The sequence below is a fragment of the Actinobaculum massiliense genome (assembly GCF_001457435.1).
GTDB classification, from domain to species: domain Bacteria; phylum Actinomycetota; class Actinomycetes; order Actinomycetales; family Actinomycetaceae; genus Actinobaculum; species Actinobaculum massiliense.
This window is the reverse complement of record NZ_LN881717.1, coordinates 565330-578862: the sequence shown is the minus strand read 5'-3', so window position 1 is coordinate 578862 and position 13533 is coordinate 565330. Positions and strand designations below refer to the sequence as shown.

At 59.9% G+C, this 13533-nt stretch carries 11 protein-coding genes; 5 read left to right on the top strand and 6 right to left on the bottom strand.

Going from position 1 to position 13533, the window contains the following annotated elements:
* Positions 1-119 precede the first annotated feature (119 nt).
* From BN2664_RS04485 to BN2664_RS04475, 3 genes are all read left to right on the top strand, one after another.
* Positions 120-1652 (top strand): adenylate/guanylate cyclase domain-containing protein, encoded by a 1533-nt coding sequence (locus tag BN2664_RS04485; protein ID WP_058120628.1) that lies wholly within the window; start codon positions 120-122, stop codon positions 1650-1652.
* A gap of 62 nt (positions 1653-1714) precedes the next feature.
* Complete coding sequence (locus BN2664_RS04480; RefSeq protein ID WP_007001401.1) at positions 1715-2395, top strand: response regulator transcription factor; 681 nt, start codon at positions 1715-1717, stop codon at positions 2393-2395.
* Positions 2395-3450: a sensor histidine kinase gene (locus BN2664_RS04475; RefSeq protein ID WP_007001402.1), complete on the top strand. Its 1056-nt coding sequence runs from the start codon at positions 2395-2397 to the stop codon at positions 3448-3450. The genes BN2664_RS04480 and BN2664_RS04475 overlap by 1 nt, the downstream gene beginning before the upstream one ends.
* Positions 3451-3509: 59 nt before the next feature.
* On the opposite strand, the gene BN2664_RS04470 is transcribed toward BN2664_RS04475, so the two are convergent.
* The 3 genes from BN2664_RS04470 to BN2664_RS04460 are packed head-to-tail and all read right to left on the bottom strand — an operon-like array spanning position 3510 to position 6731.
* Complete coding sequence (locus BN2664_RS04470) at positions 3510-4007, bottom strand: GtrA family protein (protein WP_007001403.1); 498 nt, start codon at positions 4005-4007, stop codon at positions 3510-3512.
* Between the two features lie 54 nt (positions 4008-4061).
* The gene (locus tag BN2664_RS09345) at positions 4062-5447 is read right to left on the bottom strand and encodes an LCP family protein (RefSeq protein ID WP_007001404.1); all 1386 of its coding nucleotides are present in this window, start codon (positions 5445-5447) and stop codon (positions 4062-4064) included.
* A gap of 9 nt (positions 5448-5456) precedes the next feature.
* On the bottom strand, positions 5457-6731 hold the full coding sequence (locus BN2664_RS04460; protein WP_007001405.1) for an LCP family protein: 1275 nt from the start codon (positions 6729-6731) through the stop codon (positions 5457-5459).
* Between the two features lie 222 nt (positions 6732-6953).
* Between BN2664_RS04460 and BN2664_RS04455 the strand changes: the two genes are divergently transcribed.
* Positions 6954-7787, top strand: a complete 834-nt coding sequence (locus BN2664_RS04455) for a glycosyltransferase family 2 protein (RefSeq protein ID WP_007001406.1) — start codon at positions 6954-6956, stop codon at positions 7785-7787.
* A 3-nt stretch (positions 7788-7790) separates the two neighbouring features.
* Here the strand turns inward: BN2664_RS04455 and BN2664_RS04450 are convergent, their stop codons facing one another.
* The gene (locus tag BN2664_RS04450) at positions 7791-8957 is read right to left on the bottom strand and encodes a nucleotide sugar dehydrogenase (RefSeq protein ID WP_007001407.1); all 1167 of its coding nucleotides are present in this window, start codon (positions 8955-8957) and stop codon (positions 7791-7793) included.
* 203 nt (positions 8958-9160) lie between these two features.
* Between BN2664_RS04450 and BN2664_RS04445 the strand changes: the two genes are divergently transcribed.
* Positions 9161-11386, top strand: a complete 2226-nt coding sequence (locus BN2664_RS04445) for an N-acetylmuramoyl-L-alanine amidase (RefSeq protein WP_155856503.1) — start codon at positions 9161-9163, stop codon at positions 11384-11386.
* A gap of 166 nt (positions 11387-11552) precedes the next feature.
* Here BN2664_RS04445 and BN2664_RS04440 read toward each other — a convergent pair whose 3' ends face one another.
* Positions 11553-12212, bottom strand: a complete 660-nt coding sequence (locus BN2664_RS04440; protein ID WP_007001409.1) for a hypothetical protein — start codon at positions 12210-12212, stop codon at positions 11553-11555.
* 2 nt (positions 12213-12214) lie between these two features.
* A complete protein-coding gene (locus BN2664_RS04435) occupies positions 12215-13459 on the bottom strand; it encodes a gamma-glutamylcyclotransferase (protein WP_082628264.1) in 1245 nt (414 codons plus the stop codon).
* Positions 13460-13533 lie beyond the last annotated feature (74 nt).

The following is a 13533-nucleotide window of genomic DNA, read 5'->3' as shown; positions in this document are numbered from 1 at the left end:
TGGAGCCATTGTTCCTAAAATTTAAGGTCCGCGTTCCGGGGGAACCGCGAGCGCGACAAACAATAATTGATTGCCTGAAGAAAATTTAGCCTAAAACGAGACTCGGAAGGGAGATCGCTGTGCCGGATCGGTTGGTAGCGCCAAACGCAGAATCTGGCGCCTTTCCGAACGCGGATACTCCCAGGGAACTTTCCGCCCTCACCACGCCTCCAACGCCGAATGAAGCAGGTAGCGAGAGCGAAGCCGTGAAGACGCTTTCCGAGGTCGCCTCGCCGCGCATGATCGCGGCTGTGATGGGGGCATCCCCCTGGCAGCCGGAAGGCACGGGCGGCGTCGACGCTAAAAATGGCGCCGCGGAACCGTCAACCGGCCGCAACCTTGCCAGCGAAACCGCCGGCCAGCTCAGCAACCAGACCAACCAACCCGCCGGCCAGCTCAGCACCGAACCCGCAAATCTAGCGGATGGTGCAAAACCGCCGCGGGGCCGGGAGAGCGTTTCCGCGGCGAGCACGCAGGTGCTGGGTGGAAGTCGCGAACTGCCGAACCTTGGCATTATTGAAGAAATACATGGTGGGCCGCGCTCGGAGCGCGTGCGGCGCCACGTGCGGAGTTTGGAGGGCGGTCAGCCGCGCTTCAACCTTGCCGAAGCCGCTGAAATGACGGGAATGCCACCCGAATCGGTGCGCCGGGTATGGCTCTCCCTCGGATGCCCCACCATCGTTAACGAAGAAGACCCGGTTTTTACCGATCTGGATATCGTCACGCTGGCTAAGTTCGAAGAGGTTGTTGACGAGGGCGCGCTGGACGAAGTGGCAATTAACGCCCTGTTACGGGCCAGCTCGCATACCGCCGAACGCCTGCTGCTCTGGCAGCAAGAAACATTGGTGGAGCTAGCCGGTAAGGAGCGGGGGCTGGGTCCTCTCGAGGCGCGCGCTTGGGTGCTCGACCATTTCATGGATTACGAGCGGCTGCTACAAGATATGCTCATCTACTCTTGGCGCCGCCAACTGGCTAACCTGATTCGCCACACCGAGGTGGAGGTAACCCAGCTTGAGGAGCATCGAAACGTCGATTCCTTGGAGCTCAATCGCGCGATTGGCTTTATCGACCTGGTTTCCTTCACCAACCGCACTGAGCGCCTGGCTCCCGGCGAGTTCATGGAGCTGATCGAGGTCTTCGATTACACCTGCCGCGACGTCATTTCCTCCGCCGGCGGTCGCGTTGTGAAAACCATGGGGGATGCTTTCCTTTTCGTGGCCGACGACGTTGTGACCGGCGCAAATGTGGTGTGCGACATTAATGATGCTCTGGGCGCTATCCCCGAAATGCCGGCCGTGAGGTCCTCGCTAACCTGGGGTCCGATTTTGGCCCGGTTCGGAGACGTGTTTGGAGCGCCGGTGAACCTTGCTTCGCGCTTGGCAGATGTAGCTAGCCCGGGCACTATCCTCACCTCCAAGCAGGTCTCGAAAATCCTCGACCTCGTTGCCGGCGATCAATTCATGATGATTAACGTGGGTTCACCGCAACTCCAGGGCCTGGGGGAGGTGGAAGTGGTGGAGATTCGCCGCTCCCGGCCTACGGGAATGAATCGCGCCCTCTCCGATCCGCTGTTGCGCGATGATGATCGTGATGATGGGCGCGACGACTGGTAAGACACGCTCGTCACGCGCCCGTCAGCTGTTATTTCTCAACTTATCTGACCTAGTATTAACTTGTGACGAACCTACTGCTTGTCGAAGACGATTCCGCGATTTCTGAACCTCTGACCCGCGCCTTAAACCGGGAGGGCTATAACGTCAACCTGGTTGGTACCGGCAAAGAGGCGATGGACCAAATGGCCCGCTCCACCGATCTGGTGGTACTTGACCTGGGCTTGCCCGACGTTGATGGTCTGGAAGTAGCGCGATTCGCGCGCCAAAACGGCTACGTCTTCCCCATTCTTATCCTCACCGCCCGGAGCGAAGAAGTGGATATGGTGGTGGGCCTCGATGCGGGCGCCGATGATTACGTCACCAAGCCCTTCCGCCTGGCTGAATTGCTGGCGCGAGTTCGCGCTCTTCTCCGCCGCTCGGTGGCGGTGGAGGAGAACGGTTCGATGCTTCGCGGGCAAGACCTGGAGATCGACGTCAACGCTCACCGCGTCACTCAGGATGGCAAGGAACTGCAGCTCACCGGAAAAGAATTTGAGTTGCTTCGCGTTCTGGTGCGTGAGGCGGGCTCCGTGGTCTCGCGCGAAGAGCTTCTCGATGAGGTGTGGGGACCCAATAACGCCGAGTCCACCAAGAAACTTGATATGCATATTTCCTGGCTTCGGCGCAAGCTCGGGGACGACGTCGACCACCCGCGCTACATCTCCACCGTGCGGGGAATGGGCTTCCGTTTCGAGGAACGCTAATGCGCTCGCGGGCGGTTCGCATTTGCGTGACCGCGGCGGGAGCGGGCCTGGCCTGCGCGGCATTGCCGTTGTTGGTTCTTTATTTGATGGTCGCTGCAAACCAGTGGACCCTCCACCCCGCGGTCGCATTGGCGGTTTTTGTGGCTGGTGCGGTGGTTGCGGTGACGACGGCGATCATCCTCGCCAATCGCGAATCGCGCAAGGTGAGCGCATATCTGATCTATCTCTCGGCGGCGGCCGAGCAGCTGGGGGCCGGGCAAACCCGGCCGCGTATGAAACCCTCCAATATTGAGGAAATCGACCTGGTGTATCAGGAGATCCAGCGCGCCGCTGATCGCATGGCGGGCCGCCTCTCCGCAGAGCGGCAATTCTCCGCCGATGCCTCCCATCAATTGCGCACTCCGTTGACCTCCCTTTCCATGCGTTTGGAGGAAATTGAATACCTCAGCGATGATCCCGCAATTCGGGAAGAGGCCTCGCGAAGCTTGGAGCAGGTTGAGCGCCTCACCCAGGTGGTGCATGATTTGCTTGATCGTTCCAGGCGCGAGCGCGCGGCGTCCGAAGCCGTCTCGGTAGGCCCGATCTTTGATCAGCAGGAAGCCGAGTGGAAGCAGGCTTTTGGGGCCGTTGGGCGAAATATCACCTTTATAGAAGGCGAGCATGGTCCGGTGCTGGCCAATCCCGGCGCACTTTCGCAAATTATTGCCACCCTGGTGGAAAACTCGCTGAAATACGGTGCCGGAACCACCGAAGTTTCCAGCCGGAAAGTGGGCAAAGGCGTGGTGATTGAGGTTGCGGACGAGGGCGACGGCGTCGCCCCGGAAGTGGCCGACGCCGTTTTCACGAAAGGATTTTCCACCGGCGGCTCGACGGGTATTGGCCTGCCGCTGGCGCGAGATATGGCCGAGAGCTTCGGTGGAAGAGTGGAACTCTCGCGCCGCCAACCGCCGGTTTTTGCGGTTACCCTTAACGCGCTACCCGAGGAACTCGATCCGCGCCGAGTGCTTCCGGCCGGCGGAGTGATATCGGTGGGTGCGCGGCGGCGCAAGTACTAGGCCAAAGCGCGGGTTCTTCGGCCGCGGACTAGCCCCAGCTCTCGCTAGCGGGCAAACTTCTAAAGCGCGGGTTCTTCGGCCGCGGGTTGCCGCTTGGAGCCGAAGACGACGTAGCGGTACATGACGTAGCGGAAAGCGGTGCCCAAAACCAGCCCGACGATATTGGCGGAGATATTATCCGCAAGTTGGCTACGCAACCCGAGCCCGTACCGGGAAACCCACAGGCATGCCAGCGCGATAAGCATTCCACCGATATTGACGAGGGCGAACTGGATGAATTCGCGTAGCTTATTGTCGGTGCGCTCGCTACGGAAGGTCCAGAGGCGGTTGACAACCCAAGAGAAAACCACCGAAATGGTGACGGAAATGGTTTTCGCCGTCATGGATTGGTCGCCGGGAAGAGTGACCAGGCCGGTATGGGCGAGGAGGTTGAACAGGCCGACGTCGACAATATAAGCGCCCAGCCCAACGGTGCAGAACTGCAAGAATTCCACCAGCCACTCCCGGAAGGATTGGCCCTTGAGGAGCTTTTCTAGCACACGTTTGTAATCAACCACCTGGATAGTCTAAGGGAGACCCGCCCTGGCGGTGCCAGGGCGGGTGGGAGATTCTTATCGGCTAATTCCGATGGCGTCGGCCTGCGTCACCGTGCCGGAGCGAACCTTGGCGAAAAAGTCGGGGGTGCGCGCCGGATCCAGCAGAACATTTGACTGGCCCTTGGCCCGATAATTCATATCAGCAATCGGCGGCACACCGGCAACTCCACCTTCACCGAGCACGCCGCGCAGGGCGAGCCCGGCGCGGGCGAGGTCAAGGAGGGAAGTATCGTAGTCGGTGGTCAGTGAGTCAGCCGCGGCCCCAACCAGTTCGCGCTGGCGAGATGGGTTAATCAGCGTGCTCGGGGAGGCGGCCTTAGAGATAAGTTGGGAGACCACTTGGCGCTGCCGGTTGGTGCGGCCAATATCGCCTAGCGGGTCAGATTTGCGCATCCGCGAGAAAGCAAGCGCCTGCTGGCCGTTCACGTCATGGCATCCGGCGGTCCACTCCATGCCCGAGTCGACGTCGGAAACATCGGCGTCGTAGCACAGGTTAATGCCGCCCACGGCGTCGACCAGGTTGGCCACTCCACCCATGGAAACCTGAATGTAGCGGTCCACAGTCAAGCCGGAGAGCTGCTCGACGGTTTGCACCAGCAGTTCCTCACCGCCCAGGGAGAAGGCTGAATTGAGTTTGCCCTGCCCGTGCCCGGGGATTTCCACGTACGCGTCACGCGGAAGTGAGATCAGCGAGGTGGTGCCCTCGGGCGGAACGTTCAGGAGCATGATGGTGTCCGCGCGGTGGCCGCTAACGGCACCGGCCGCGCCCGCACCGTCCACGTCAGAATCGCCTTCGCGAGCATCCGATCCCACGATCAGATAGGTCGTGCCGGGAGTGTCTGCAGCGCCCGAAAGCGCGATCACGTGCCGCATTTTGTCACTGCCGTAGGCATACAGATATGCCGGCCAGGCAATCAACGCGACGAGGAAAAGAATGAAAATCCCCAGCACAAAATGGCGCTTCTTGCGCCGTTTGCGCGGCGCGGGTGAAGCGGCGGGTGCGGGAGGCACCGGCTTGCGGGGAGTGTAATCCGCCCGCGGCGCTGTGGCTCGGGCCGGATAGCGCGGGGGCTCGCCGCGGTTGCGCCGTGGTTCGCTAAAACTGCGGGCGGGGGCGTTTTCGGTGCCGTTAGCGCCGGCCGGGCGGGCGTGCGGAGAGTACGACGGCGGGGTACGCGACTCCTCGTTGGCAATAATCGAACGACGGCGAACCTGCGGGCGGCGCGGCGCCTCGCTACGTTTCCCCGCATTCTCGAGGGACTCGTCATCGCGCCATTGGCGCGATCGCGGGCGCGACGTCGAATCTCGCGGCTGGGACTCGCCGCCGACATTCCGGGCATGGGATTGGCTCGGGCGCGGCTGGCGCTTACGCGGTTCAAACGAAGGGGGTTGATTACTCATACGAGAGCCCTAACTAGCTGGAATCGCGTTGCCGCGAGTGCAAACGGGTACGGAAGGCGAAGGCGAAGCGGGCTGCCCCGGGGTGGCGGATCCGGAAACCTCCGGCGCCTCAGAACTGGTATTGGTGGCCGTTTCGTGGTTATTTGGCTCGCCTGCCGGTTCGGTGGCCGACCCGCCAGGCGCGCTCGGCGTTGCGCTTGCTTCGGAGGGCGAGTTGCCCTGCGCGGGGGAGGTGTAGCCCTCGGGCTTACGCGCGCGCGGGAATCCGTTCTCGTCATAAACCTCGAAGGGGACGTCATGATTGATAGCCCACCAAATGTAGTCGGCAGTGGGATTAACGGTGACGCGCGATCCGGCTGGATCCCAAGGCATGGTGGCGAAGTGAATGTTTTGCGCGCTCACGCCGCGCAGAGAATTGGCAAGCCCGGCGATGGTGGTCAACTGCCCCAAGCTGGAGGAAACATTCACCGACTGGGAGACGGCGTCGACGACTTTGAGAAGGCTCGGTGCGTCGGTGAGGAGATTGGAAGAAAGCACCTCTTGCGCCACGGCCATAACGAGTTCCTGCTGGCGACCGATACGCGAAATATCCGAGCCGTCGCCCACCTGTTTGCGGGCGCGGGCGAGTGCGAGCGCCTGCTTGCCATCGAGCAGGCGGCATCCGGCTTCAATATTCAGGCCGGCGTACTTATCGTGAAGCGATTCCTCAAAGTACATGGGTACCCCGCCAATCGCGTCCACGCTCTTAACGAACGAGGCGAAATCGACCACGATATAGCCGTTGAAGTTCAGCCCCATCTCTTGCTGAAGAGTGCGCATAGTGCAGGCGGCCGCCGAGCCGACGTCCCCGGTTTGCCCGCCAATCGCAAAAGCCGAGTTGAACATTCCGTTCGGCTTTTCCTTGGTGGTGGTCGTTTTATTATCCGCGGTGCGGACAATACAGGAGGGGATGTCGACCAGAGTGTCACGGGGAATGGAGACGACGTCAATACGCTGGCGATCCGCGGAAATGTGCACGATCATCGTCGTATCTGCGCGCATACCGGTGATTTCGCCGCTGGCGCCTGACCCATCAACATCCGAGTCTCCCTCTCGCACATCGGAGCCGAGAACAAGGAAAGTGAGCGGTTGGCCGGCACTAATATCGCGCAGGCCGGAGTCTTCATCATCCTGCGGATTCGGATCGAGGAGATCGGAAATATCGGCCGCGGTGAGGTTACCTTGATACCTGACCCAGGCATAGCCAAATGCGCTGGTGAGGCAGAGGACGGCTGCGAGTAGCACGAGGCCGATGGAACGTACTACGAAACCTCCCCGGCGCTTGCCTAGGAGGTGAGCTGGAGCCCTGTTCGAAATAACCACGCGTACATCATACGGTTAGCGACTGAGGGTTTACGGCGGGCGTGTCAATCTTGAGTCTTATTCCACGGTGCGCAGATACCCGGAGGTGAGGGTTACGGGCGCGCGCAGAGTGTGCCGCGAGCCGCGGAGCGTTAGGCTTGGCGCGTGAATATACGCGTCATCACGGTGGCCTATAACCCCGGCACAGAGTTGGAGAAGTTCGCTCAATCCCTGCGCAATGCGCTCGGAGACGAATACGAGTTCGTCATTGTTGATAACGGGGAGGAGCACGCGCTGGCGCATGAGGTGGCGGCCAAATATGACGCAACCTATCTCTGCCCAGGTGAGAACCTCGGGTACGGAAGAGCTGCGAACCTCGGTGCTGAGGGTTTTTCGGGGCGCTGGCTTTTTGTGATTAATCCTGATGTGGAGCTACGGCCCGGATGCCTCGATGCGCTCATAGAAGAAGCTTCTCGCTGGCCCAAAGGTGGCGCCTTCGGGCCGCTAATTGAAACCCCGGAGGGCGAGGTTTACCCTTCGGCGCGTAGCTTCCCGCGCGTCTCCTCCGGCGTCGGGCACGCGCTCTTTGCCGATATTTGGCCCGAAAATCCTTGGACCCGCGCCTACCGCGCCAATGCTGACATCGCCCGAGCGCATACCGTGGACTGGCTTTCCGGTGCTTGCCTCATGTTGCGCCGCGAAGCCTTCGAACAAATTGAGGGCTTTGATGAGTCCTATTTCATGTTCTTTGAAGATGTGGAGCTGGGGGAGGATCTGGCGCACGCGGGATGGGAGTCTGTCTTTGTGCCGCAGGCGCGGGTAGTCCATGACCAGGGGGCTTCCTGGCGCGAGCGGCCCGAGGCAATGATCTGCGCCCACCACAAATCGGCGGCACACTACCTGGATGGGGTGTATGCAGGGCCGCTCCTCGCGCCGCTTCGCTGGGCTTGCCGCGCCGGGTTGCGTGCGCGCGCCGCTTTCCTCACCCGCGGCAAGTAGGTTCTAATCCCGGCTGAAGATGTCTCGGGTCAAAACCGGTTGTGTTGTGGCCGGCATATCGGGATCGAGTCGGTTCGTCACGATTGCCTCCACCCGCGAGGTGAACTTCTCCCAGTTTTGTGCAATGGGGAAGCCGTCGATTTCCTCGCCGCTAAGGTGTGGGTCAAAAATAATGACGTTAATGCCGTGATCGGCAATTTTGTGCGCCAGCTTGAGGGTGGCGGAAGCGCGATGATTGTCTGAGCCGGATTTCATGGCGATTTTGTAGATACCAACCGCGCGGTAGCCCTTCCGGGCCACATGTTCGGCAAGGTAGGCGATGCGGGTGTCGTTTGAATCGACGATGGCGGAGATGAGGTTTTGTGGCACGCCTTCGAAATTGGCCCGTAGCTCCTTAGTGTCCTTGGGGAGGCAGTAGCCGCCGTAGCCAAAGCTGGGGTTGTTGTAGTGGCCACCAATGCGCGGGTCTAGGCCCACCCCGTCAATGATTTGACGCGAATTGAAGCCGTGGGAGAGCGCGTAGGAATCGAGTTCGTTGAAAAACGCCACCCGCATAGCTAGATAGGTATTGGAAAAAAGCTTGATGGCTTCCGCCTCGTTCGTATTGGTGAAGAGCACTGGAACGTCCTTCTCTTCGGCACCCTCTTGGAGAAGCTTGCCAAAGAGCCGTGCGCTCTCTTCGTGCCCGGAAACCACAATACGCGAGGGGTGGAGGTTATCGTAAAGCGCCTTGCCTTCGCGCAGAAACTCCGGGCTGAAAACAATTTTTGCCTGCGGGTACTTCTGGTGCTGGACGGCCGTGTACCCAATTGGAATCGTGGATTTAATGACGATAATCGCCTCGGGATTGATCTCCTGAGCCTGGGCGATGGTGGCATCGACCGACGAAGTGTCGAACTGGTTCGCAATTTCGTCATAGTTGGTGGGGGTGGCAATAACAATGGTTTCCGCGCCTTCCATGGCCTGCGGGTTCTCGGTGGTGGCTTCAAGGTGCAGTTGCCGGTTGGCAAGAAAATCCGCGATCTCCGCGTCCTTAATGGGGGAGACGCCCTGATTAATCAGGTCAACCTTCGACTGGTTGAGATCCGCGCCCCGCACTTCATGCTTCTGCGCCAGAAGCACCGCATTGGCGAGGCCGACGTAACCAAGTCCGATCACTGCAATTTTCATAAGAATTACCCTTCAATCTTCCGGGCCGTGGTATTCCCCCAAGTTTACGGCCAAAACCGGCCAAAATCCGGGAACGGCGAGTCCCGGAAAAGGTTGGGACTTTTGTGACAAATGTGAAGTATGAGGTAAATAAGAATTATGTGACGCATAAGGACTATGTGATAAATGAGTTTTTCACGTACTGTTTCACTTTGGAGGTTTCTATGGTGAAAACAATGGGCAGAGCGCTGGCCGTTGGCGCGCTGGCAATTGCGGTGGCGATTCCGGCCTCATTTGGCCTGGCTCAGGCTGGAAATGATGTTCCCGGCGGCGTCACGGTAACCCTGACGGATCAGCGGGGAAATGAAACTGAGGTAGCGCGCTCTGGCCTGGCGCAGGCTAAAGCGAGCGCGAGCGCCGCGCCAATGGTTCGCAAACTCAATCTGCTTCGAACCGAGGGCGAGCACCTCGAGTTAGACGACGCCTATGCGGTTTTGACCGATCCCATTGCTCTCAAAGACCCATTTGCGGTAGCGGGCGTTACTTGGAACCAGGGAGGTGACCTCCCGGACGGCTCCGCGGTGGAAATGCGCACGCTCGACGGCGATCAGTGGTCCGACTGGTACGAGGTTGATGCCGAATCGCAGTTTGAATCCGAGAGGCCGGGTACCGAGTACTACGTTTCGGGAAACTCCACCGCAATTCAGGTGCGAATTAGCCGCGGCAACGGTTCGCTCCCGGCGGGCCTGCGAGTTGAAATTGCTTACGACCCGGACGGTAAAACCGTGGAGGCCGATCCGGATGCGGTGCCCGAGGTGGAACCTGAGCCGGGAACAGAAACCGATGAAAGCGTGAATCCCGAGCCTTCCGAGGCAGCGCAGCCGAGCGGGCAGGCGACCGTTTTCTCGCCAGCCTCCGCTCTTTCTAGCATTCAGACCGGTAGCGCTCCGTTGGCCGCCAACAAGGCACAGGGCAACCAGCCCCAAATCGCCAAGGCCGGGCTGGGGCAAGTTTTGCCGGTGGCCCGAGTCCGGGCAAGTGCGATTGGTAATGGCGGCATCCAGCCGCGTTCCGCGTGGGGTGCTGATGAAAAGAAGATGGCCTGGCCGCGCGAGTACGCGAAGTTTGAGGGCGTTATCGTTCATCACACCGCCGGACCGAATACTTACACCCAGGCCGAAGTTCCTCGCGTTATCCAGGGTATTTACCGGTATCACGCCGAAACCAGGGAATGGGGCGATATTGGGTACAACGTCGTCGTCGATAAATACGGTGGAAAGTGGGAGGGCCGTTCGGGCACCCTCGCTTCCGACGACGACAAGATGGTGGTTGGCGGCCACGCGCGCCCCCGAAACACCGGAACCATGGGAGTTTCGGTGCTGGGCACCTTCACCGGAACGCACACGCCTTCGCAGACCATTCTCAACGCGGTAGGCGACGTCGCGGGGTGGAGATTCGCAATCGCGGGCATCAATCCGCGCGGCGTAACGAACATGACGATCCCCGATAAGAACAGCTCGACCAAGTATCGCGCCGGCGATAAAATGCCGCGAATTATCGGGCATCGGGATGTATCCACAACGCAGTGCCCGGGACTGATCTACAACAAGCTCGACCAAGTGACTAACCGGGCTGTGCAGACCTATCAGCGACTCTCGCAAAACGCGCCAAAGGTGAGCCCCACGCCCACCCAGAGTGCGCCGCAACCGGTAGTGCCGCAACCGACAGCCCCGAATAACGGCCCGGTGCTACCCGCGATCAAGAATTCCCCCACCTTCTATTTCAATAATGGATGGGGCCCGCACGGGCAAATTGAGATGGGCTACGGAACCCGCCAAATGGATGCCTACGCCGGTGATTTTGACGGCGATGGCAAGGATGGCGTTGCGGTACGTAGCGGCAATGTTTTCTATATCCGCAATCAGCTCACCAATGGCTCGGTTCCCAGTAGCTACGACATTGCTTACGGAGATCCGGGTGACGAGGTGCTCGTGGGTGACTGGAATGGTGATGGCGTCGATACCTTCGTGGTGCGTCGCGGCAACCAGTTCTACATCAAGAACGATGTTCACACCGGGGTTGCTGACCGCGTTATTACCTACGGAAACCCGGGGGATGAGATCCTGGTCGGCGATTGGGACGGCAATGGCACCGATACCTTCGCGGTGCGGCGCGGCAATCGCTTCTTTATCCGCAACTCGATGTCCACCGGGAAGGCCAACTACGAGATCACCTATGGCGACCCAGGCGATGTGGTTTACTCGGGTAAATTCAACCCGCGCACAAAGGCCGATACCTTCGTGGTGAGGCGTGGAAACGTCTATCACGTGCTCTACACCATGCGTAGCGCGAAAGCTGACCTGATCAGACCCTACGGCGAAGTCACCGATACCATCCTGATTGGCGATTGGGACGGGGACGGTAATGACACCCTCGCGGTACGCCGCTAAAGACCTTTCATCCTGAGGGCACTGTAAAGAGATGGGGCCCCCGGTTCCGCCGGGGGCCACACATCGTGCCTGGAGGCGAGCGCGGGGCCGAGCCACCAGTTTTTGGAAAGTCGTGCGAGCTTTGCTACTAAGGGGTGAAGAAGCCCGGCGTAGCCGAGGATAGCTCCTAGAAAGACCAGCGCCAGCCGGAGCCGGGTACCCCGAACGGGTTGTAGTGAAGGTACCCGTGCTCAAGCGCGGTATCGAGCGCGATCTTTCCGGACACTGTTTCGCCGGGATTCACGAAGGGCTGGATCGCCTCACTATCACCGAAGCATTCGTAGGCTTTGACCGTCAGAGTGCCCTCTTCGATAACCCCGGCGGTATTGGTGATGTACCAGGCATCGCGATCCACCGTCAGAAACGGCGCATCGGGCTCCCGCTCCGCGTAATCGGGCGCGAGCGAAGCGGTGACGTCAGCGACCAAGAACTTGCCATTCTCGGGGCTCACATCGCTACCGTCGAGTTTCGACGGGCAGGTGGAGGCTAGGTACATTTCATTCACGGTCAACTCGAAGACTGATTTGGTGCCGTCTTCTACCGAAAGGCCAATGGGAGCTCCCACTTCGGCAATAACATCCCCACCGGGGGCGGTTTCAACGGCCGGATCCGCGGGGGTCTGCGAAGTGGGCGATTCGGGCAAAAGCCCCTCAGCCGGAGCCGAAGAAGCTGCCGGAATGGGATCGGGGTAGGGGTTTTCCGCGTCGGCTTGCGAGCATCCGGAAAACACGGGCAAAGCCAGGCCCAGAGCGGCCAAAACGAGAAGAGTATGACGTTGTTTCTTCATTTTTAGTACCTCGTGAAATCTCCAGTTGCGACGATATGGCCGTTGCGCTTTGCCTGAGCCTGACGCCAGGGGGTAGCGACGTAAACGTAAGCGGGGCCCGCGTCAGTTTCCACGATCTCGCGGGTGTAGTTCATCCGCGAAGGGGAGCGCCCCGGAACGTATCCCTCCCAGCGATCCATTTTGTTAATCATGGCGTTATAGGTGGCATGCGGGAAGGTAAGTACCTCGCCAACCATGCCCTGGTTTCCCGGAATGGCCCACGGCCATACGCGGTAGAGCGGATTGTTGTAGGTGAGCCAGAGTTCCAGGTGGGGAGCGCGTGCCACGGTGTTGGAGCTGTAGGTTCCGCGCACCACGTATTCGGCTGCCTGGCCGGTTCGCAGCGTCCCATAGACCATCACCGGGGTGCCGCCCGAGTCGACTGCGGGAACGGGCCGGGGCCGCGGGTGGCTGTGGCGCACCAGCAGCGAATACTTTCCGTCGCCGTTCCAGTCTCCGGCGTAGGTTGCATCCTCGCTGTCGCCGTAGGCAAAATTCCATTCCGCGATCCCGGTGCGGAGCCTATTGCTCACGTGGTAGCGGTTACCGCGGCGGATCGTAATGGTATCCACGCTATCGCCGTCCCAGTCGCCTACCAGTACGGCATCTCCGGCGTCCCCGTATTTGAATTCATATTCGGCGGTTCCGGTTTTTAGGTTGTTTTTAACAAAGAAGGTGTTTCCGCGGCGCACCATGATCGTGTCGACGCCGTCGCCGTCCCAGTCGCCTACCAGTACGGCATCTCCGGCATCCCCGTATTTGAATTCATATTCGGCGGTTCCGGTTTCTAGGTCGTTTTTAACAAAGAAGGTGTTTCCGCGGCGCACCATCATCGTGTCGACGCCGTCACCGTCCCAGTCACCCACCAGTACCGCATCTCCAGCATCCCCGTATTTGAACACAAAGTCCGCATTTCCGGTGGCGTGCTCATTAATTCCGAGGAAGGTATTTCCGCGGCGGAGCATAAGAGTGTCGGTGTTATTGCCGTCCCAGTCTCCAACCAGTGCGACGTCGTTCTCGTCACCGTAGCGAATGGCGAAATCCGCGATCCCGGTGGAAAGTGAATTCTTGAAATGGTAGACGTTCTCGTAGATCCGGTCGGGTGACAGCGGATCAGCGGAGGCCTGCGCGGGAGCGCCGAGCTGGGTGCCCACCAGCGCGAGTGCGATCCCTCCTACCAAGCCTTGTGCAAAACATGATTTTTTCATCTTCAAACCTTAAATTGTCGAGTGCCGACATATGTGTTCATATCACGCCCGGGTAGGCGCGGCAAAAGGCTAAA

What these genes read in the sequence shown, in the direction of transcription:
- BN2664_RS04475 (WP_007001402.1), top strand. Translation starts at nt 2,395, where the DNA reads ATGCGCTCGCGGGCGGTTCGCATTTGCGTGACCGCGGCGGGAGCGGGC.
- BN2664_RS09345 (WP_007001404.1), bottom strand. Translation starts at nt 5,447, where the DNA reads ATGAGTAATCAACCCCCTTCGTTTGAACCGCGTAAGCGCCAGCCGCGC.
- BN2664_RS04450 (WP_007001407.1), bottom strand. Translation starts at nt 8,957, where the DNA reads ATGAAAATTGCAGTGATCGGACTTGGTTACGTCGGCCTCGCCAATGCG.
- BN2664_RS04445 (WP_155856503.1), top strand. Translation starts at nt 9,161, where the DNA reads ATGGTGAAAACAATGGGCAGAGCGCTGGCCGTTGGCGCGCTGGCAATT.
- BN2664_RS04440 (WP_007001409.1), bottom strand. Translation starts at nt 12,212, where the DNA reads ATGAAGAAACAACGTCATACTCTTCTCGTTTTGGCCGCTCTGGGCCTG.
- BN2664_RS04435 (WP_082628264.1), bottom strand. Translation starts at nt 13,459, where the DNA reads ATGAAAAAATCATGTTTTGCACAAGGCTTGGTAGGAGGGATCGCACTC.